The 20,526-nt window shown below is 44.6% G+C and carries 16 protein-coding genes; 7 read left to right on the top strand and 9 right to left on the bottom strand.

Going from position 1 to position 20,526, the window contains the following annotated elements:
• The first annotated feature begins 69 nt into the window (after positions 1-69).
• Positions 70-2,280: a GGDEF/EAL domain-containing response regulator gene (locus tag AYW75_RS15465; protein WP_067101343.1), complete on the top strand. Its 2,211-nt coding sequence runs from the start codon at positions 70-72 to the stop codon at positions 2,278-2,280.
• Entirely contained in the window at positions 2,277-4,109 is a 1,833-nt protein-coding gene (locus tag AYW75_RS15460; RefSeq protein WP_067101340.1) for a sensor histidine kinase, read from the top strand. The genes AYW75_RS15465 and AYW75_RS15460 overlap by 4 nt, the downstream gene beginning before the upstream one ends.
• 16 nt (positions 4,110-4,125) lie before the next feature.
• Here AYW75_RS15460 and AYW75_RS15455 read toward each other — a convergent pair whose 3' ends face one another.
• From AYW75_RS15455 to AYW75_RS15435, 5 genes are all read right to left on the bottom strand, one after another.
• Entirely contained in the window at positions 4,126-5,304 is a 1,179-nt protein-coding gene (locus tag AYW75_RS15455; RefSeq protein ID WP_067101337.1) for an MFS transporter, read from the bottom strand.
• Positions 5,305-5,411: 107 nt separating this feature from the next.
• Positions 5,412-6,500: a 23S rRNA pseudouridine(2604) synthase RluF gene (gene rluF / locus AYW75_RS15450; protein WP_067101333.1), complete on the bottom strand. Its 1,089-nt coding sequence runs from the start codon at positions 6,498-6,500 to the stop codon at positions 5,412-5,414.
• Between the two features lie 4 nt (positions 6,501-6,504).
• Complete coding sequence (gene rlmE / locus AYW75_RS15445; protein ID WP_067034073.1) at positions 6,505-7,125, bottom strand: 23S rRNA (uridine(2552)-2'-O)-methyltransferase RlmE; 621 nt, start codon at positions 7,123-7,125, stop codon at positions 6,505-6,507.
• Positions 7,126-7,197: 72 nt separating this feature from the next.
• Positions 7,198-7,827 carry a LysE family translocator gene (locus AYW75_RS15440; RefSeq protein WP_067101330.1) on the bottom strand — a complete coding sequence of 210 codons (630 nt, stop codon included), beginning with the start codon at positions 7,825-7,827 and terminating at the stop codon, positions 7,198-7,200.
• Between the two features lie 74 nt (positions 7,828-7,901).
• On the bottom strand, positions 7,902-8,831 hold the full coding sequence (locus AYW75_RS15435; protein WP_067101327.1) for a LysR family transcriptional regulator: 930 nt from the start codon (positions 8,829-8,831) through the stop codon (positions 7,902-7,904).
• Between the two features lie 224 nt (positions 8,832-9,055).
• Here AYW75_RS15435 and AYW75_RS15430 point away from each other — a divergent pair, with 224 nt between their 5' ends.
• The 3 genes from AYW75_RS15430 (at position 9,056) to AYW75_RS15420 (ending at position 13,392) form a co-directional block, all read left to right on the top strand.
• Positions 9,056-10,675, top strand: coding sequence for an NAD(P)/FAD-dependent oxidoreductase (locus AYW75_RS15430; protein ID WP_067101324.1), 1,620 nt, complete (start codon positions 9,056-9,058; stop codon positions 10,673-10,675).
• Positions 10,676-10,678: 3 nt separating this feature from the next.
• On the top strand, positions 10,679-11,401 hold the full coding sequence (locus AYW75_RS15425; RefSeq protein WP_067101322.1) for a TrmH family RNA methyltransferase: 723 nt from the start codon (positions 10,679-10,681) through the stop codon (positions 11,399-11,401).
• Positions 11,402-11,598: 197 nt separating this feature from the next.
• The gene (locus tag AYW75_RS15420; protein WP_231886226.1) at positions 11,599-13,392 is read left to right on the top strand and encodes a sensor domain-containing diguanylate cyclase; all 1,794 of its coding nucleotides are present in this window, start codon (positions 11,599-11,601) and stop codon (positions 13,390-13,392) included.
• Positions 13,393-13,699: 307 nt separating this feature from the next.
• On the opposite strand, the gene AYW75_RS15415 is transcribed toward AYW75_RS15420, so the two are convergent.
• Together AYW75_RS15415 and AYW75_RS19145 are read right to left on the bottom strand one after the other, a co-directional pair.
• Positions 13,700-14,377, bottom strand: a complete 678-nt coding sequence (locus AYW75_RS15415; RefSeq protein WP_067101316.1) for a type 1 glutamine amidotransferase domain-containing protein — start codon at positions 14,375-14,377, stop codon at positions 13,700-13,702.
• A 225-nt stretch (positions 14,378-14,602) separates the two neighbouring features.
• Positions 14,603-14,737 (bottom strand): entericidin EcnAB, encoded by a 135-nt coding sequence (locus tag AYW75_RS19145; protein WP_067034048.1) that lies wholly within the window; start codon positions 14,735-14,737, stop codon positions 14,603-14,605.
• Positions 14,738-14,929: 192 nt separating this feature from the next.
• Here AYW75_RS19145 and AYW75_RS15405 point away from each other — a divergent pair, with 192 nt between their 5' ends.
• A complete protein-coding gene (locus AYW75_RS15405) occupies positions 14,930-15,226 on the top strand; it encodes a hypothetical protein (RefSeq protein ID WP_067101313.1) in 297 nt (98 codons plus the stop codon).
• 171 nt (positions 15,227-15,397) lie between these two features.
• The gene (locus AYW75_RS15400) at positions 15,398-16,933 is read left to right on the top strand and encodes a DNA cytosine methyltransferase (RefSeq protein ID WP_067101311.1); all 1,536 of its coding nucleotides are present in this window, start codon (positions 15,398-15,400) and stop codon (positions 16,931-16,933) included.
• On the opposite strand, the gene AYW75_RS15395 is transcribed toward AYW75_RS15400, so the two are convergent.
• Together AYW75_RS15395 and AYW75_RS15390 are read right to left on the bottom strand one after the other, a co-directional pair.
• Positions 16,917-18,296 carry a hypothetical protein gene (locus tag AYW75_RS15395; RefSeq protein ID WP_067101308.1) on the bottom strand — a complete coding sequence of 460 codons (1,380 nt, stop codon included), beginning with the start codon at positions 18,294-18,296 and terminating at the stop codon, positions 16,917-16,919. The genes AYW75_RS15400 and AYW75_RS15395 overlap by 17 nt on opposite strands.
• Positions 18,296-20,452, bottom strand: coding sequence for an ATP-binding protein (locus AYW75_RS15390; protein WP_067101305.1), 2,157 nt, complete (start codon positions 20,450-20,452; stop codon positions 18,296-18,298). The genes AYW75_RS15395 and AYW75_RS15390 overlap by 1 nt, the downstream gene beginning before the upstream one ends.
• Between the last annotated feature and the right edge of the window lie 74 nt (positions 20,453-20,526).

The raw sequence follows: 20,526 nt of genomic DNA, 5'->3' as shown, positions 1-20,526 counted from the left end.
TTAACCTGATTGTTAGTAAACCAATACTACTATCTGATGAATAAAGTTAAATAAAATTGCGAGTAACTTATGAGTGCAAAAAGGAATATGCCACAGCCTAAAGAAGCTAAGTTATGTAAGATACTTTCTGTTGAAGACGATACTACCTATCAAGGTACATTACTTCTAACGCTTAAAGCACTGAATTATGGTGATCGTAAAATTGAGCTTCTGACCGCAAACAGTGCACAAGAAGCTTCGACAGTTATTGCTCAGCATCCTGATGTCTGTTTGGTGCTGCTAGATGTGGTCATGGAAACCGACGATGCCGGTTTACGTTTGGTAAAATCGATTCGAGATGGATTAGGTAATCAGCTGATCAGAATTGTGTTGCTGACAGGTCAGCCTGGCATGATGCCGCCGGGTGATTTAATGATCAGCTATGATATTGATGATTACTGGAATAAAAGCGATCTGACGCACGAGCATCTGCAGTCCGTTGTACTGGGCAACATTCGTACATGGGAACACATGACGTCTATGCAGCAAGCCCGTCAAGGACTGCAATTGTTGATTGAATCCAGTCAGCGCATCAGCAGCAAACTTGACTTAAAGGCCTACACTCAGTCGATTCTTGAAGAGCTGGCCCGGGTATTTAATCTTGATGCAGGCGGTATTGTCTGTATCGCCCACGAAAACGATCAGATGCCTGAACGTGCTTTAGTGTTTGCTGCGGCTGGCAGCTATAAAAGTTGGGCCAACCAATATCTTGGTAGTATAGACTCTGAGCCAGCGATCACTCAATTAGTCGGTCAATGTATGTCTAATCAAGGTCATGTTTTAGACACACCGCTGTCGGCACTGTATTTCTCCAGCAAAGATGTGGATCAAAGAGATTATATTGTTGCGGTTAAATGCGAGCATGCGTTAACGGAATACGAAGTCGATTTACTGCAAATCTTTGGGGAAAATATCAATGCAGGTTTCAGTAATGTCGCGCTGCATAATCGGTTGTCTGAATTGGCTTATTACGACACGATTACAGGGCTACACAACAAAAATTGGCTAATTCGTCAAATCAAGAACTTATCTTCGCAAGAACGTCTAAACACTAAATTATTTATGCTTCATGTAGAAGAGTTAACCTATAGCGAAGTGCTATTTGGTGTGAAATTTGGGCGTTCGCTCATGCGTCATTTAGCAGCCCATCTAAAAGCGTGTTTTGTCAAAGCGATTGATGTGGTGCTGTATGAACGCGACACCCTAATTTTGATGGTGTATGACAACCAACAAGATTATTCACGTGAAGAGCTTGAACATGTTTTGCATCCACAGCTAGAAATAAAAGGCACGACGCATACTATTGATTTAACGGGGGCATTAATCAAACTAGCTGACATTGATGAGCAAGGGCCGAGTCAGATATTGGGCATAGCCAAAGCGTTTTTGGAGCAGGTGAAGCATCAACAGAAGGTCTTTAGTGTTTTCGATGGCTCAGAGCTTAGTGATCTGCAAGAGCGTTATGAGTTGATGAAAAAAATGCGCATAGCGTTACAGAACAATAAATTTTTCATTCATCTTCAGCCAAAAATTTCGTTAGTCGACCATTCTCTGATTGGCTATGAAGTATTAGTTCGGTGGCAGGACGATGATGGAAGCATGATTGCGCCAGACCGTTTTATTCCGTTGGCGGAAACATCCGGCTTAATTGATAAACTGGATGAATATGTCACCATTCGTGCTTGTAAAGCAGTTAAACAGCTACAGCAGGCCAATATCAATGTTCCTTTATCGGTCAATGTTGCAGGCTCTGAGGTCACCCGAACGGACTTTGTAAAACGCTTTCAGCATTGCTTATGCGAGCAAGGTGTCGATGCCCAAAATATAACTATTGAAGTTACTGAAACTCAGCTAATTGAAGTATTGAGAATCGCCTCCGATTATTTAGAAAAGCTACGTGACGTCGGCATTAAAATCAGCATCGATGACTTTGGGGCTGGCTATTCGTCATTATCCTATCTTTCCATGCTTAATGCCGACGAGCTGAAAATCGACCGTCAGTTTGTCGATCGTATGGATAAAACAGAACAAGATCGCAAAATTGTTCAAATGATTATTGAACTCGGCAAAACGCTCAACATGTCAGTGATCGCAGAAGGCATTGAAACCCAGCAGCAGCTCGATATGTTGCGCGAAATGGGCTGTGATTCTGGTCAAGGTTACTTTATCGGACGGCCAATGCTTTTAGAAGATGCACTGATCTGGGCCCAAAAGAAACTTCCATTAAGCCCATCTAAATGAATTTAAAACAGATTTCGATTTTTGTCCTACCTCTGGTGATCATAGTGGTATTAGGAGTAGGGACTTTTCGGCTATGGCAAACACAGTACAGTGAGCAGCTACATATTGAACAAACAGAATTGGTAAACCGTGGTTCTGTTTTGATGTCCCGAGAACTGGGGCATATTCAGCAGATCGTGTCCTATGTTGGAAAAGTACTTGAAGGCTATATTACCCCTGAACAATTCGAGTCTGAGCAACTATGGCGACAACAAGTAGCGCAGTATTTTACTCGTGCGCATGCATTGTCGACGTACATATCTCAGCTTCGCTGGATTGGTCCTACAGGTCGTGAACTCGTGCGTGTTAATACATTCAATGATGATGCTGACATTGTTGCCAGTTCTGAACTGCAAGATAAATCTAATCGCTATTATTTTATTCAAGGGATGGCATTTGATAATGATGATGTTTTGCTGACACCGATTGATTTGAATATCGAGCAGGGTGCGATTGTTGAGCCTTATGAAATCACGATTCGTGCCAGCTATAAATTGCATAATACAGCGGGCAAAGAGCTAGGACTTCTTGTCGTCAACTATAACTTAAACTATCTGTTCGCTCGTCTGCGGGCAATACAAAGCAACAGTAATTCGTTAGAAATGATCAATGCTAAAGGGCAATGGTTACTGTCTGAGCATCCTGAGTTAGAGTGGACGCACCTCTATGGCGATATATTATCTTCGTTTACCAATACCTTCCCTGAGACGTGGGCAGAGGTAGAAAAAAGCCAATCGCTTGGAGTCTCTAGGCTTTCTGATAGTCGTCCTTTCACTTCATTACCGAGCTACTTTAATGAAGAATTATCGGGGCAGCCAAACCACTACTTTTTATCGATTGTTAAGCAAGACGTTTGGCAAAATAAAAAGAATCAAATGTTGTTTTTTATCGTCTTTGCGGGCGTTATAGGATATAGCTTTTTAACAACGGTTGGGGTGCTGCTGTGGCGTTTAGAAGTACAGCGTCGTCAGCATCTTCAGCAAATAGAAGCGGAGAAAAAGCAGCTTGAAATAGCGCATGAGCAACTGAAAGAAAGTAATAATAACTTAGTGATGCTGCAAAATGAGCTTGTGGAACAAGGCAAGCTTAATTCGTTGGGGCTCATGGTTGCAGGTGTGGGGCATGAATTAAATACCCCTTTGGGCGGCATTCGCTTGAGCTTATCGTCACTGCAAAATGTGATTAAGCGCGCAGCTCATGACACGAAGGCAGCGGATATAGACGTTTGCAACGATATGATTGATTTGGCGATGCAGAACCTTACCCGTGCAACGGATACCGTGGCGCAATTTAAGCGTATTACGACAAATCAAATGAACCCAGAGCCAGAGTCATTTAATGTTTTAAATATGCTGGAAGACACGTTATCTCCGCTTTCCTCAGTACTTAAAAAGTACCCATCTATCGATACTAAGTTGAAAGTGGAGCCGAGTTTAATCGTAACATCGTCTCAAGGTGTGATGTCTCAAGTGATCCAAAATCTTTTACTCAATGCGTTGGAACATGCTTTTGATAAAGGGCAACCCGGTACCATTACGATTGCTGCGAAACAAGAAGAAGACTTTGTGATTGAAGTATCGGATAACGGGAAAGGGATACGTGACGATATGTTAGCGACGATTTGGGAGCCTTTTGTCACGTCAGGTCGAGGCGAACAACATACTGGTTTGGGGTTATTTATGGTGCATCAGTGGGTTACTCAACTGCTCAATGGCCACATAGAGATCGCCAATCACAAGCATGGAGTGCGTTTTACGATTACCGTTCCCAATGCAAAAAATCCGACATAAACTTAGAGCGCTAAGGCTAAGTCTCCTTAGCGCTGACGAACCAGCCAATCACAGCCCAAACTATAACCATGGCAATGAGAACATAAAGGGGGTACTGCCAACTTTGTGTCCAGTCGAATAAGGCTCCAATAGAAACTGGTCCACAGGCCGCCATGAGATAGCCTGCGAGCTGAGCCATACCGGATAAAGCCGCCGCCTCACGTACAGAGTGAGTCTTTAAGCTGATCAGAGACAGGCCAATCACAAAGCCGAGTGTGCCACCAAAACCAAACATAAAGGACCAAATTGCTGAAAAAGCAGGTGCAAAGGTGTAGCCGATCAAGCTGAGCAACATGGCAACGACAGCCATGCCTGTTAGCTGGCGTGGACGACCAAAATAGCGCTTGAGCATGGGCAGCACGAAAGCTGGAGCCATGCCTGCGATTTGTATGTAACTGTGATACAAGCCGGCCATAGCAGCGTCGTAACCCTTGGCCGCTAGAATGGTTGGTATCCAAGCATTGACGATGTAGTTCATCACTGAGTTTAGAGCCAGGAATGCAGTGACTAACCAAGCTAATGGAGAGCGCCACATAGGTGTTGTTGCCGTGCTATTGGGCACGGCAGCACTGTCATGTTTAGGTATAAAAAACCACAGTAGAATAGCGGGTAGAATAAACATGAGCTGACCTAATAAGGCCACTGACCAGCCTGCCATTTGCGGGAGCAGTGTAGGCGACCATTGGGCAATAGGGACAGCAAAGCCAGTCATAAAAGCGCCGCCAACACTCATCATCAACACATAGACAGACGTCAGTTGTAAAATTTGGTTGGGAAAGTCGCGTTTTAATAGAATGGGCAACAGTACATTACCAACCGCAATACCAACGCCAACCAATGCCATACCAAAATACAGGTTAGGTAGAGTGCCGACACTGCGTAATACCATTCCCATGGCAATGCTGACAGACCCCAGTAACAGTGCTAGTTCAAGCCCGTAGCGACGACCTAAAAAAGTTGCCAATGGTGCGCATAAAGCAAAGGCTAGAATAGGTAACGTTGTTAAGAGCCCTGACATTGAGCTGCTGAGCGACAAATCAGCTTCAATATTAGCAATCAGCGGAGCAATGCCGACAACGGGGCCTCTTAGGCTCAGCGCCATGACAAAAATAAACGCCAGCAAAAGCCAATGGTGTGATTTTGATGGATGGAGCATTGGCGTTACTTCCTATAGTGGGTTTTGATCAGCGCATAGCCAGTGACATAGCATAAGCTGCTAATGGATATCTATTTGCCGTTAGCAGCTTAGCTTAAACTGTTGAGTTATCGTGATCGGTTGCGTGGCTTTCCGTTGCCTGCTGGAGCACCACCTTTGCCTTTGCCAGCACCGGATGGCATTGGTTTGCTGCGACCGGCGGGTGTCGGTTTACCGCCTTTACCATTGGCTGGGCGGCCTTTACTGTTGCCTGAAGTCCCTGCGCTGCCGCGACCGGCTGGCGCGGGTTTACCTTTACCGCCTGCAGCAGGTTTGCCATTAGCAGGGCGCCCAGAACCACTTTTTCCGTTGGCATTCGGTTTGCCTGAGCGTTGTTCGTTGCGACCTTGTCCACCACGAGCCCCCGAGCCAGCGTTACCTTGATGGTTTTTGGGCTTGGGCTTGCGTGGATTACTGGCTTTCGGCGCGGCATTGCCGTCTGAATCTTTGGTGAGTTCTGCAATACCATTGATTTCTTTTTGCGTGAGGTCGCGCCAATCGCCAAGAGCAACACCTTTCAGTGATACGTTCATGATGCGAATACGCTCAAGCTGCACGACTTCGTAGCCAAAATGCTCCGCCATACGGCGAATTTGGCGGTTCAAGCCTTGCACTAAAGTGATATTGAAAACGAAGGTCGATTCTTTCTTCACCTTACACTTCTTGGTCATCTGCCCCAAGATCGGCACACCGTTACTCATGCCATCGATAAAGGCGTCGCTGATCGGTTTGTTGACCGTTACCAGATACTCTTTTTCATGGTTGTTCGACGCCCGTAGAATCTTATTTACCAAGTCGCCATTGTTGGTCATAAAGATCAGACCTTGAGAGTCTTTGTCTAAGCGACCAATCGGGAAAATACGCGCGCCGTGTTTGACAAAACTGACGATGTTGTTTGGCTCGCTGGATTCGGTGGTGCTAACAATGCCGACGGGCTTGTTGACGGCGATAAAGATCAGATCTTCAGCTTCCATTGGCTCAATGGTTTGGCCATTGACCTTTACCAAGTCACCTGGAGTAACTTGGTCGCCAATGCCAGCGCGTTTGCCATTGATGAACACGCTGCCTTGCTCAATGAAACGGTCGGCTTCACGACGTGAACACAGACCACTTTCACTGATGTATTTATTGAGACGAATGGAGGTTTTTAATTGCATCGAATTAGCCTTTAAAGCCGCGGCCGACTAGGTACACTTCACGGGAACGAGCACGTGAAGACTCAGGTTTACGTACCACAACGCTGTCGAAGTTGGGGCGCATTTGTTTGACGAACTCTTCGTAGCCTTCCCCTTGGAACACCTTAACGGCAAAAAAACCTTTCGGTTTCAGCGTTTGCATCGCCATGTCCAAAGCTAACTCGACCAAATACATGGACGACGCTTGGTCAACAGTTGAGACGCCGCTCATATTGGGGGCCATATCTGAAATCACCACGTCCACGGGCGCACCGTCGACGGCGGTCATGATTTGATCGAAAACGTCCTGTTCGGTGAAATCCCCTTGAATGAACTCCACGCCCGCAATGCTATCCATCGGTAAAATATCAGAAGCGATGACTTTGCCTTTATCGCCCACCAGCTTAGAGGCAACCTGCGACCAACCGCCAGGTGCAGACCCTAAATCAAGCACCAGGTTGCCTGGTTTGATCAGTCGATCTTTCTCGTTCAGCGTCAGCAGTTTGTAACTGGCACGGGAGCGATAGCCGTCCATTTGAGCCTTTTTTACATAGGGATCGTTGACGTGTTCATCGAGCCAACGGTTACTGCTTTTTGATCGAGCCATGGTGATGGGTACCAGATAGAGAAGAAAACGCTATTGTACCTGCCTCGTGACCATCAGCAAAGAACCGTCGGCTTAGACCGCCATTGAACTGGCTGAGAACAGGATTTTTACGGCGAGAGCGATCAACACCAAACCCGACAAGCGATCAATGGTCACCGCATGGCGGCGCAGCTTGTCCAAGATGTGTGAGTTGGACAGCATCAACGTGATAAAGGTGTACCACAAACCGTCTACTAAAAATGGCGTTGCGACCATCAGCATCTGACCTTCGACCGCATTCACGGCGGCCACAAAAGGACTAAACAGTGCAGCGAAGAACAGCGCAATTTTCGGGCTCAACAGGGAAATCAGTAACCCTTCTTTGGCCGATTGCCAAACGCTGACGGTTTGGCCCGCGCCCAATTTAGCCGCGATGCCACCTTTGGAGCGTAACGCATTAAAACCGAGATAGGCCAGATAGGCTGCACCTGCATAGCTGATGATTAGAAACAGCCACGGTAATTGATGAAAAATCACCGCCAAACCGAGCATGGAAATCAACGCATACACACCAATGCCAAATGCGTGGGCCCACGCAGCGGCGAAGCCGTTCGGTTTACCTCCGGCTAAACTGTGTTTGGTCACAGTAACAAGGCTTGGCCCTGGTGACATGGCGCCGAGCAAACAAACGGTAAACAGTGATAGCCAAATCGTTAGAGTCATGATGTTCTCCCTTAAAGTGTTCTGCACCTTAGCAAGGCGACATCATTTAATGAAATCATGAATTCTCAATGGAGCTATGATTTTAAATCATACCCAACTGAGGCTTTGACATCCGTCATAACCTGCCTCACGAGATTACGTACCCATATATGTGATGGGTCTTTATCGTACTTCTCGTGCCATACCAGCCAATATTTATCCAACGGCGTTGGGATGGGCAGCGATTTGTAAGTCAGCTCATGCTCGACCGCCAAATGTCGAGCGATGTGCTCGGGTGTCACCAGTAAAAGCGGCTGCTTACACAGCGCTTGGGCAGCGGCTGAGAAAAACGGCACATTCAAGGTAATACGTCGCGCGAGCCCCAGTTTGCTAAGCTCTTGCTCAACAAAACTGTCTTTATCGCCACCGGCGTGAATTTTGATGTGCGCATAGGCCAGTAAGTCGTCCACGCAAAGAGTGGTTTGCTTTGCCAGAGGATGGTGCTGGCTCATCAAACAAACGCAACGGTCTTCGCCAATGGGCAACGAAGAGACGCCCTCTGGGCGAGCCAATGACATGCTGGACGCGAGATGAATGCCGGACGAATTCAGTTGGTCGATTAAGTGTGGATGCCAAAGTTGGTAGTTGAGCGTCAGGTGGGGCGATTGTTCCGCGAAGACGTTGACCAGCTCGGGCAAGATATATTGCGCCACGTAATCACTCGAGGACAACACAAACTCGCCGTGCCACAGGCTCGGCTCAAACACTTCCTCCGTCATCATGTTGTCTAATGCCACAAACCACGTGGCGAGCTGCTGTTGTAATTGCAGTGCTTTCGGCGTCGGCACCAACAGATTGCTATCACGAATTAACAAGGGATCTGCAAACAGTTCTCTAAGCTGGCTAAGGTGGCGGCTGACAGCGGATTGCGTCAAGTTAAGGCGCGCGGCGGCGTGACTGACGTGGCATTCTTCGAGGAGAACTTTCAACGATCTTAAGAGGTTTAAGTTTACGTGTTTCGTCATCGACGTTGCTCAATAATCAGAATGAATAGTGTGGTGCGTGAAACCGATCTTGTTAGGCCGACGATAGCAGTTTTTGAATGGCTTTAGCATGGTGATTTGGTTAATTGTTTTTGCTGCTGTGTGCTTGGATCGACTGACTTGTGCGTTCGTCCAGCGTATAATAACGGCCTCATATAATCTTTACTGCACTACCTTTTGCCGGAGACACCGGCCGGGACCTCTCCATGATTCGTTTATCTGAACTTTCCTTACCGCTTGACCATCCTGAATCTGCTGTACGTGAGGCGATCATCGAACGCCTACAGTTGGTCGACGAAACCTTGCTGGACTTCTTTGTTTTCAAACGCAGCTACGACGCGCGTAAGAAAAACACAGAGATTACCTTTGTGTACATCATCCACCTAAACACCAGCAATGATGAAGCGGTTTTGGCGCGTTTTGAAGACGATGTGCATGTGAAGGCCGCACCGGATATCGAATACCACCCTGTTGCAACCGCACCAGCCAGCTTAACCGAACGCCCGGTTGTTGTTGGCTTTGGCCCTTGCGGTTTGTTTGCTGCGCTAACGCTTGCGCAAATGGGGTTTAAACCGATTGTCTTAGAACGCGGGCGCAACGTACGCCAACGTACCAAAGATACGTGGGCTTTGTGGCGTAATCATAAGCTCGATACCGAGTCCAACGTGCAATATGGCGAAGGCGGTGCGGGTTTGTTTTCCGACGGCAAACTGTACAGCCAAGTGAAAGACCCTAAGTTTTACGGTCGTAAAGTGATGAGTGAATTCGTCCGTGCCGGTGCGCCGGAAGAGATTATGTTCGTTAACAAGCCACACATTGGTACGTTCCGTTTAACCGGCGTTGTCGCCAAAATGCGTGAAGAAATCATTGAACTGGGCGGCGAAATTCGCTTCGAAGCCAAAGTAACGGATTTGTTGTTAGACCAGCAAAAAGTTACCGGTGTGGCCTTGTCGGATGGCAGTGAAATACATAGCCAACACATCGTGTTAGCGTTGGGCCACAGTGCTCGTGACACGTTCCGTATGCTGCATGAAAAAGAGGTCTTTATTGAACCGAAGCCTTTTGCGGTGGGTTTTCGTATTGAGCATCCACAGTCATTGATCGACAAAGCTCGCTTGGGTAAATACGCCGGACATCCAGAGCTTGGCGCGGCGGACTATAAATTGATCCACCATGCTAAAAACGGCCGTGCCGTCTACAGTTTTTGTATGTGCCCAGGTGGCACAGTCGTGGCGGCAACGTCTGAAGAAGGTCGCGTGGTGACCAATGGTATGAGTCAGTATTCACGTAACGAGCGCAATGCCAACTCTGGTATTGTGGTAGGCATTAACCCTGAGCAAGATTACCCTGAGGGCATCTTGGCGGGTATCGAACTGCAAGAGCGGTTAGAAGAAGTGGCGTATAAGCTGGGTGGCTCAGACTACAAAGCCCCAGCGCAGCTGGTTGGCGACTTTATCAAAGGTAAGGCCTCAACTGAGCTTGGCGAAGTAGAACCGTCTTACAAACCTGGTGTGCAATTATGCGACCTAGCCGATGCACTGCCTGATTTTATTATCGAAGCGGTTCGTGAAGCATTGCCTGCCTTTGCTAAGAAAATTCGCGGTTTTGATCGTGACGATGCAATCTTAACGGGTATTGAAACACGTACGTCATCGCCGATTCGTATTACCCGTGACAACAAGAATTTACAAAGCCTAAACACGCAAGGCTTGTACCCTGCAGGGGAAGGTGCGGGTTACGCAGGTGGCATCTTATCGGCCGGTATCGATGGCATCAAAGTGGCGGAAGCCGTTGCGCTGGACATGTTGCAACAACAGGGTGCTTAATCAATGAAAATTGACCAGATCAAGAAACTGCAGCAGAAAAAATACCGTCAAGAGCTAGGTCATTGCCTAGTGGAAGGTGAGCATCTGGTGTTGGAGCTAGAAAGTGCGTCACAGCGTAATCCTAAGCTAGCGGCAGCAACGCTTTATGTCACATCGGAGTATGCCGATTGGTCGACGCAATTTGATAAGGTTGAAGTCACTACCAAACAAATGGCGAGCATGTCGGATACCAAGAGCCCGCAAGGGATCTTGGCCGTGGTGCCGATGGAGGCGATATCGCCTGCAAGTAACGATCAGTTAACCGCCATTTATCTGCATGAAATTCAAGACCCCGGTAACTTAGGTACGATTTTACGCACGCTGGCGTGGTTTGGCGGTTTTCGCTTGTTGTTGAGTGCTGGCAGTGTCGACCCGTTCAACCCCAAAGTGATTCGCTCCAGCATGGGCGCATTGTTCCATGTGCCGATGGAATTGGATGTGGACATCACGACCTTGCCTCAACGTTTTAACGCGATTGGCTGCTTGGACATGCAAGGTGCGCCGTTGAGTTCACCAGAATTTAGAGTCTGTGACTGCTATATCTTTGGTAACGAAGCCCGCGGTGTGCCGCGCGAACATCTTGAAAGCTTAAACGCTCAGGCGTTTACGATTCCCGGTGTTGGCCTGATCGAGTCATTGAATCTTGCAACGGCTGTTAACTTGAGCGTTTACGAACGTCAGCGTTAGCGACGCCCACGTTAAAATGCCTCTAAGAGGGAGAAAAATTGCGACACTTTCTCTCTTTTTTCATACAGTTTTGGAACAGCCTCACCATTATCTGCTTCTACACTCCTTACGTTATATTAGCAAAAGCCTTATGTTCTTTGGTGTTTGGCCGATACTTTAGTTAGTATTGAGTGGTAGGGACTGCCTGGTATTTAAACATGAGACAAGGTTGGGGTCGCATGAAGCAGATTTCATTATGGGGACTAATCGTGATCCCTTTTGCTCTATTAGCAACGCTTGGCGGCGTCACAGTGTATCTGTTTTCGACGGTCACTATTTCCAACGTTTCCGATAATGTCGGTACGCATTACATGCAAGAAATTGAAATGCGTGTTTATGACCGTGTTGTCGAATTTATGGAGCCGCTGGACACTATTGTTCAGATTAACCGCAATGCTTTTTCTCACCACCCAGAGCTGCTCGAAGACCTTGATTTTGTTGGAGGAAGGCTCTATGAGCAAGCGGTGCCTTATCCTTATATGACGTTTATTTCATTGGCAACATCTGATGGCCGTTATGTGAACTCGACTCGCGACCCCTTTGGTAATCTGGATGACCATCATCTAGCCAACAACTATATGAGCGAGCCTCGCACTCTAAGGGCTTATGAGTACGACCCTGTTCACTATTTGGGCGGGCATATTACCAGTGAGCCTGAGTACCCGAACTACGACCCAAGAAAACGACCGTTCTATCAAGATGCGCTTAAACAGCAGGGCATGACATGGAGTAGGATTAATCCTTACTATGGATATAAATCTCTAGGTGTGGGCTTATCCACACCAGTCTATGATGCAAAAGGGACATTATTAGGGGTCACTGCGACCAGCGTGGCATTGGTATCACTGGATAAATACTTGCAGTCGATCGAGCTGGTTGATAACTCTTATGTGTTCTTAACTGAGCAAAATGGCAACTTAATTGCCACATCAAACAATGAACAGCTCTACAGTAAAACGAATGGTACGGCTGAACGAACGTCTCTGAGTTCACATTCTAACAATATCTTTCAAAGCGCAGGGCAGCAATTAACGGAAGGCTCACATCACCTTGAAGTGGATGGCGAACGTTTCCTTTATAACGTACGACCGATTGAGTTACCTTACGGTGAGACATGGTACGTAGGCGTGTTAATCCCTGAGTCTTACTACAAAAATATTCTGCATGAATACTCGCAAGCTGTGATTTTTATCGTACTTGTCATCTTTGTCAGCATCGCATTGGCTGGTTCTTTGATTGCACGCTTCATTGGCCAACCAATTTTACAATTGAACGATGCAGTGAACTCTAATTCTCTTGAACGTATTCGCACCATTCCGCAACCTTTGAGCCCAGTCCGAGAGGTTCAAACGCTCGCGAAAGGGTTACAAAATATGGCGTTTAAGTTGTCCGATATTATGCAAAATCTCGAGCAGAAAGTGGCGCAACGAACGTCTCATTTAAAAGATGAAAACGATATTTTGCATGAGCAAAGCACCACCGATGAACTGACTGCATTGTATAATCGTCGCGGCTTTAACCTAGTGTCAGAACAAGCTTTGTTTTACGCCAAGCAGAACCAACAGCCATTTTGTATCGTGCTGTGTGACATTGACCACTTTAAATTAGTAAACGATACACTCGGTCACACAGTGGGTGACCAAGTTTTGGTAAACGTTGCGCACGTCTTAAAACAGCACTTTAGAGGGCATGATATCGTTGCCCGCTATGGTGGCGAAGAGTTTATGATGATCACCGTCGGTATGAATCAACAGGACGTGATTGCACGCCTCCATCAAGTTCGACAAACCCTCATAGATCAACCTGCTCATCCAGAGGTCGTCCTTACGTTAAGCTATGGTGTCACGTATCTGAATGATGCTCATGGCATAACGCTAGATGAACTGATCCACGGTGTGGATGGCAAACTGTATCAAGCTAAGAATACAGGGCGAGATAAAATCGTCGAATGAGTTTTAGGAGATCTGGGTTTCGATAATGGTTTTACCTAAGTACGCGCATAACGTCGTTATGCGCGTGATCATGCAAGCTTAGATATTAGAATAACTACTCTGTAGCATCATGGATTGTTTCTTTAGTGTCGTTCCAAATGTCAGAGGAGTCATTCTTTACGCCTTCCCAAGTACTTGAGCAGCCACTTAGGAAAAGTGTCAACATAATGGCTATTAGGGGATATTTCATGACATACCTCTCTATTATCAACTTTTGACACTACCAAAGTTAACACATCTTATCTGCTAGTCAGTGTTTATTCGTTGGTTAGCTTAAACGTTTGATCAGTGCTTCTGCTACGGCTTTGGAGCTAGCAGGGTTTTGGCCAGTGATCAGTTGGCCATCTTCGACAATAAACGTTTCCCAATCGGAGCTCTTTTGATAATTGGCGCCGAGTTGCTTGAGCTCATCCTCTAAAAGGAATGGCACGATGTCGGTCAGGCCGACACCTTCTTCCTCTGAGTTAGTAAACCCTGTGACCTTACGACCCTTAACTAATGGCTCGCCATTTTCAGCACTCACATGACGAAGTACGCCCGGGGCGTGGCAAACAAAACTAATGTTCTTGCCCGCGCGGTAAAATGCTTCGATCAAATTAATCGAGTCTTGAGAGTGGGCAAGATCCCATAGTGGGCCATGACCACCTGGGTAAAATACAGCATCGTAATCTTCAGCGTTAACTGTCTCAAGCATCACTGTACTGCCTAAAGCTTTTTGTGCCTCAGAATCATCTTTATAACGTTTTGTTGCCTCTGTCTGGGCGTCATCAGAGTCACTTTTTGGGTCAAGTGGCGGAAGCCCACCAGCAGGAGATGCCAATGTAACGTCTGCCCCAGCATCAAGGAAGGTGTAGTAAGGTGATGCAAACTCTTCTAGCCAAAAACCAGTCTTTTCACCAGTATCGCCAAGTTGGTTATGAGACGTTAAAACCATCAAAATTTTCATTGTTTTCTTACCTCTTCGTATTCTTTGATTTTTTACAGCTTGGTTGCTTCGAACAATCGTCGCAACAGGCAACAGTACAAAACATGAGAATTAACGCATTTACTGCAACTTAGTAGAAACACGACATAACTATGTAACCTAATGATTCACTCTAGTTCAGAAACAACAAACCCGCTTTTAAAGGGAATAAAAGCGGATTTGCTTCAACTGGTCGTGTCGAGTGACTTACTCAGTCGCCTCATGAACCGTTTCTTTCGACTCATTATAAATTTCAGATGAGTCGTCCTTCACACCTTCCCAAGTATTTGAGCAGCCACCTAAGAAAAGCGCTGCAACCATCGCTAATAATGGAAGTTTCATAGTCATCACTCCTTTATGTTTTGGGTGAATTAACCCTAGCAGAAGTTTTATCGAAGAAAACACGATGTGAATTTTTTGCTGCGTTAAACCACAATGGTGACAGAAGTGAAGGTTTTTTAAAGTGAAGCCTGGTTTTTAAAAGCGATTGAATTATACTGTTTTTATATACAGTCTATTTTGCAGGAACAACATATGGAAAGGTTAAAACTTGGATTCAATTCTGACGATTTATCCGTAGAACTAACGAGCAATACATCACCAAACGATGTTTGTGCTTCGTTCTACTTTCAACAAGAGGATGCTTACTATCTACTTTGGGTGGAACACCAAGATCCACAACTGCGAGAGAATGAAGACTCCCCACGGTACGCGATCAGCTATGCGATAAACGAGGGGGATGATGAGTCGCCGGAAATTTACAGCGACTCATCAAAAGCTGATATTTTTCAATCAGAGCAGGTCAGTGAGCTAATAGAGTACTTTTCTTGATTGAACATATTTCAGATATATATAGAAAAGCGAAAAATCTATACATGTCTGGCTCTATACGTATAGAAAACAATGAAATCTTTCGATATGAGCCCCATTTTCTATGTAAAGTTGTCTCGTTTTCTCTAACGAGTATGATGTGGCGATTTGTGATAAGAAGCTGTTGAGCAAATGAAGACTAATGAAGCACTAGTTATTGACCTTTTTGCAGGCCCTGGCGGACTTGGGGAGGGCTTTTCATCGGTAAAAGATGAAAATGATAACCCATTTTTCAATATAGGTGTTTCAGTAGAGAAAGAGCCCTCCGCTCACAAAACCCTTACGACTCGTGCTTTTTATCGCAAAATTAAAGACCTGCGTGGCGGGTTAGATAGTTACAATGAGTACCTATGCGGGAGAATTACGCGCCAGCAACTATTCGACCTATTTCCCGAACAAGCTGAAGACGCTGCTGTTGAAACACTCCACGGCCCTAAAGCTCTAGGCGATGATAATGAAGTCATTCATCAACGTATTGCCGAGTTAGTTAAAGCGCATGGTGACGGCCCTAAAGTCGTTATTGGTGGTCCACCATGCCAAGCTTACTCATTGGCTGGTCGTTCCCGAAACGCAGGGAATAAAAGTTATAAAGCCGAAGATGATCATCGTAACTTCCTATATCGAGAGTACCTTAAAGTACTTTCGATCGCGCAGCCTGACGTCTTTGTCATGGAAAATGTGAGAGGCATCCTTTCTGCTAAAGTCGATGGTGAGGTGATGTTTCCAAGCATTCTTGATGATCTAAGAAAGCCTGAGCGCGCGACTAACATTGCTAGCCCTGAATACAAAATTTACTCATTGGTTGTTGAAGCGACAGATCCTCATAATCCTGTTTATCAAGACTCAAGCGATTACCTTATAAAAGCCGAAAAATATGGCGTACCTCAAGCCCGTCATCGTGTCATTTTATTAGGTGTTCGCAGCGATATTGAAAAAGTACCGAATATATTGGCTCGTCCTAATGAGCAAGTATCCGTTAAACAAGTCATCGATGACCTACCCAAGCTACGTAGTGGTTTCTCTAAGCGTAAAGATGAACTTGCTGCTTGGGAAAAAGTCGTTTCCCAAAACTCGGCAAAGATCAAAGCCTTGTTAAAAAAGCGATTTGATGGAGCAAAAAGCTTAGATTTAAAGCCATTTACGAACTTGGCCCGATCCGCCACTCAGCCTACTGAGTCGCTTGCCCTAGTGCCAAAAGGCCTTACTGATTGGTATCGAAATAACGCACCAAGCTGCGTACTCAATCACGAAACTCGGGGTCATATGGACAGTGATTTACTCCGATACGCTTACAGTGCAGCCTTCACACAACTAAGCGGTGGCGTATCGCCAAAATCTCGCGACTTTCCAGAAGCATTAGCACCTAAACACGAAAACTGGAGATCAGGTAGTCACGCGGATCGCTTTAGAACCCAAGCCGCCAACAAATGTGCCACGACCGTAACAAGCCACATTTCTAAAGACGGGCATTACTTTATTCACTATGACCCAAAACAGTGTCGTAGCTTAACAGTACGAGAAGCTGCACGTTTGCAGACATTCCCAGATAACTACCTATTTGAAGGCAATAGAACGCAGCAATATGTGCAGGTGGGAAATGCTGTGCCGCCGTATTTGGCACAGCAGATTGGTAAGGTCGCTCTAGAGTTACTTAGTCAAAACGAATGATGCCCGGTCTAGCTGCATGTTGCGAGGCTTTAAAGCTAATGTCGGATAAGATCTGATCTTTTAATCGGAATACAGGCTTTCCTAGCCACTTGCTAGAGTTTGGGACGGCTCCAACTTGATACATAAAGCTAATCTTCACAATATATTCTTGCCCATCAACAATTAAGTTTGGTAAGCGATAAATACCAGTGTGAGCGGTATTACTTTTCCCTTCCCTGAAGAAAGTAAAATCTTCATACTCTTTGGGTATCATTGCAGATAAAAAGTATCGATGCATTTTAGTTTTTCGTTGAGCTTGATCGCACTCGGCTGATAGCTCAAGAAAACCAAGCTTTATTTTTGAGTAAACCTCGTCTCTTTTATCAGAGTCAACGGGGGAGATATTAAAGAATTCTTCATTTATAAGAGATTTAACTTTTTTTCCAAAGTTCTTTTTTATATTTCTAGTATTTTTTTCATCTTCGAAATATTCAGATTTAAATTCTAACCAACTGCCACGCTTATTTTTTGGCGAGTTCTCTTTTAGGTTTTCTATATGGAGAAATGAGTTAAGTTGAGCTTTTACATCATTGTACATAGCATCTTCTAGACGAGTACCGATTCCCTGAGCAGCATCTCTCCATATGGAAGAACTAGAGGCTTCATTGATTGTCCGAATATGACTATGTAAAACTGGCTCTAACCCAAGTTCAATAGCAGTATTAGGCTCTTCTCTAGCATTTTGGATACCGAGTGTCTCGTTACCTATAGCAGCTATCATTGTCTGTAGTTTAGTTGTTGTTTTCTCTTTAAAATCAGAAATGCCTTGTGATGTAGAAGGTTTTGCTAAATTAAAAAGAGAATCTGTAGTTGCTTGTGCTGCGGTATAGATTTTATTTTCCCAGTTAAATAAAGAGTAAAACATTTTGTTATCTTCAATAAGCCTTGAAACTCTTATATTTAAGCTTTCATTATCGTTCATGAATTCGGATTTACTTAAAATCCCCCAATCCAAGGGTAATTTTAGGTCAGTGAATCGGCTGGTCAATACTTCCATAACTCCTTCGGCATCTTTTTCATTTTTTGACCAAAAGTATAATATATAAGGACCATCTTTAATGATTTTATATAAGATTTCGGCGATTGGTCCAGCTAATAATTTCGGGTCAATTTTTGAATTTTCATACAGATTTAAATCAGTTAATACAATTCTTGGGTTTAGAAAGTCCAGTTTAACATGATTTATGCCTGAATCGTTTTCATTATCATCGTTAATAAAATTTATTGGAAAACAAGGGTAGCCGGCTTTAATAAAGCTTTTGTGTAATTGATCTAGCTCAGATTCATTATCATCTATTAGAACAATTCCTGGTAAGCTGATCATTACTTACGTCCTTTTTTGAATAACATTACTACTGCTGCACCTTTATATGCCTCTGGTAGCTCTAGATCGTCTGGATGACAGATCAAAAGAGTTCCACCAAGAGACTCCATAACTTTATCTGAGTAATAAAGACCAACTCCCATTCCTCCAGGTCTAGATGTTTTAAAAGGTTGTATTGCCTCCTCAGGAGTTAGGCTAAAGCCTGGGCCGTTATCCATGACCACTAACGCAGGCCCTTCCTCGAACCAATTTGGAAGGCTATCTATGCGTATGGCTGGCTTATAGTCACCACCTTCTCTTTCAGCTTTTAAACTGGTCCAATGAATAGAGTTATCAATCAAGTTCGTTAGTGTTGCTTGTATTAGGCCAACAGGTGCTGTTACTTCAAAAGATTCCGATTCGTCCGTATTTATCGGGCATGAGCAGGTGATTTTATGATGCTCAAAGCGATGAGTATTTAGTTTTATAATTTTTTGAGTAAGTGTTTTTATATTAAATGTTTTTTGTTCATTACGGCGTAGTAGCGGAGCAAAACCTTCAAGTAAAGCGGCTAGATGCTCAGCACGCTTTAGAAGAGTGTCATAATCATCGGACTGGCGTATTGAAGTGTTAAGATCATCCACACCTCTTTCGACTTCATGGAAGATAACCGCTAGATTAATACCTGCAATTCCTGAGCTTAGTGTAACCTCGCGCATTTGGCGATAATCGGATTCTATTTGCGCAACTTTACCGCCCATTTCATCTTCAAGTTTGTGCTTCTTAATTGCGTTCTTAATATCCTCAATACTCTCTTCAAATCTGGTTGTAGCAGGGGCTGCATCTTCTACATCTCCTTTGAGATAGTTATCAAGCTTTTTTCGGTCTTCTTCATGCTTCATGTGAAAGTCTTCAATTACACTAGCAACTACCCAGCGATAACGTTTGTATGTGTTATTCTCATCGAAGCCTTCTCTGTTAGTTTTTTCTTTAAGCCCATTGCTATCTTCAAGGCTCAGATCAATACTACCAATTACCATGTTGGTGGCGATTTTTTTACCTGGTCTATTTACGCGACTGGCGTTTAATCCGAGCCAATCATCATTGCCTTCGCCATAGTTAAATACACGGATACCGTCTCTATAAATACGGACACCGGATTGTTCTCTTAAGTATTCTTTGATTAATTGAGGTGAACCTATGGCGTTTAGTACAGCATGAGATTGCATGAAAACGTAAAATGTGCCAGATATTGGCCCAATTCCTTTTAGATCTTCTTGAGTTAGCAGTAATGACTCACGAATTGCTTTATCTCGAGCCAAGCCTTCTTCCTTACTTGGTTTTATAAGCTGTAATTTCTCGTCTTCAGAATCAGAACTAGAAGGTGTCAGCTCTTTAAATATCCTTGGTGGGTTGAAAGCATAGGTGGTCGAAAATTTGCCGTTTTCATCGATAATAAAATCATACGTCCACATTGCTTTATCAAGGATATCTCGCGCTTCAAGAACATCAGAGATATCCTTTTCCCTTCCTGGAACACTAAGCTTTACATCAAAGTCAGATACAGATTTAAATGGAGATATAAGGCTAGTTAATAGGCGCTTTAATCGCCTTAAATCGCCACGAGTCCAATTTGTATTATTGAGATCTCCAATTTCAATTCTAGTTCCTGTTTCTGACTCAAAGTATTTAGGTGTGATCAGAGGTGTAATGGTCACTTTGGTATCTTCGATGTATTGAGCTTCTCCAATTAATTTTGGCCAATCAATAGTGATCTGGTGCTCTTGAGAGTCTTTTGCTCTTGTGTTGATTGTGAGTTTTTTTCCAAGCTTATGTACAGCTAAACGCCCCACGCCTTTTTCACCTAAAGGGAGGCGGTTTAGGTCAGGAGTTCTAACTCTGTTCTTACTACGTTTACTGTTTGTGCCAATTTCCATCCATTTATTAAGAATATCATCTTCGGTCATTCCTGAACCATGATGATCCCAAATAATGATATTAGGGTCATCATTTTCTAGGTTTAACGTGACATCTACTTTTGTAGCATTGGCATCATAAGCATTCTTTACTAGTTCGAATACTGCTAAGCGATCATCACCGATCAACTCATCGCCAAGTAGTTTGAGCAAATGGGCATTTGCTCTAAATGGCTTGATTAATGACTTAGTATCTTCCATTTATACCCCTCGAAATCGAGTTTCTTGTCATGTGTAGAGTAGGCCATTATGACTTGTTCTATGAGTTGCATAGC

Origin of the sequence: Marinomonas atlantica (assembly GCF_001639725.1) — a bacterium.
Lineage (GTDB): Bacteria > Pseudomonadota > Gammaproteobacteria > Pseudomonadales > Marinomonadaceae > Marinomonas > Marinomonas atlantica.
Note: the sequence above shows the minus strand (reverse complement) of the source record. Positions and strands in the feature narration are given on the sequence as shown.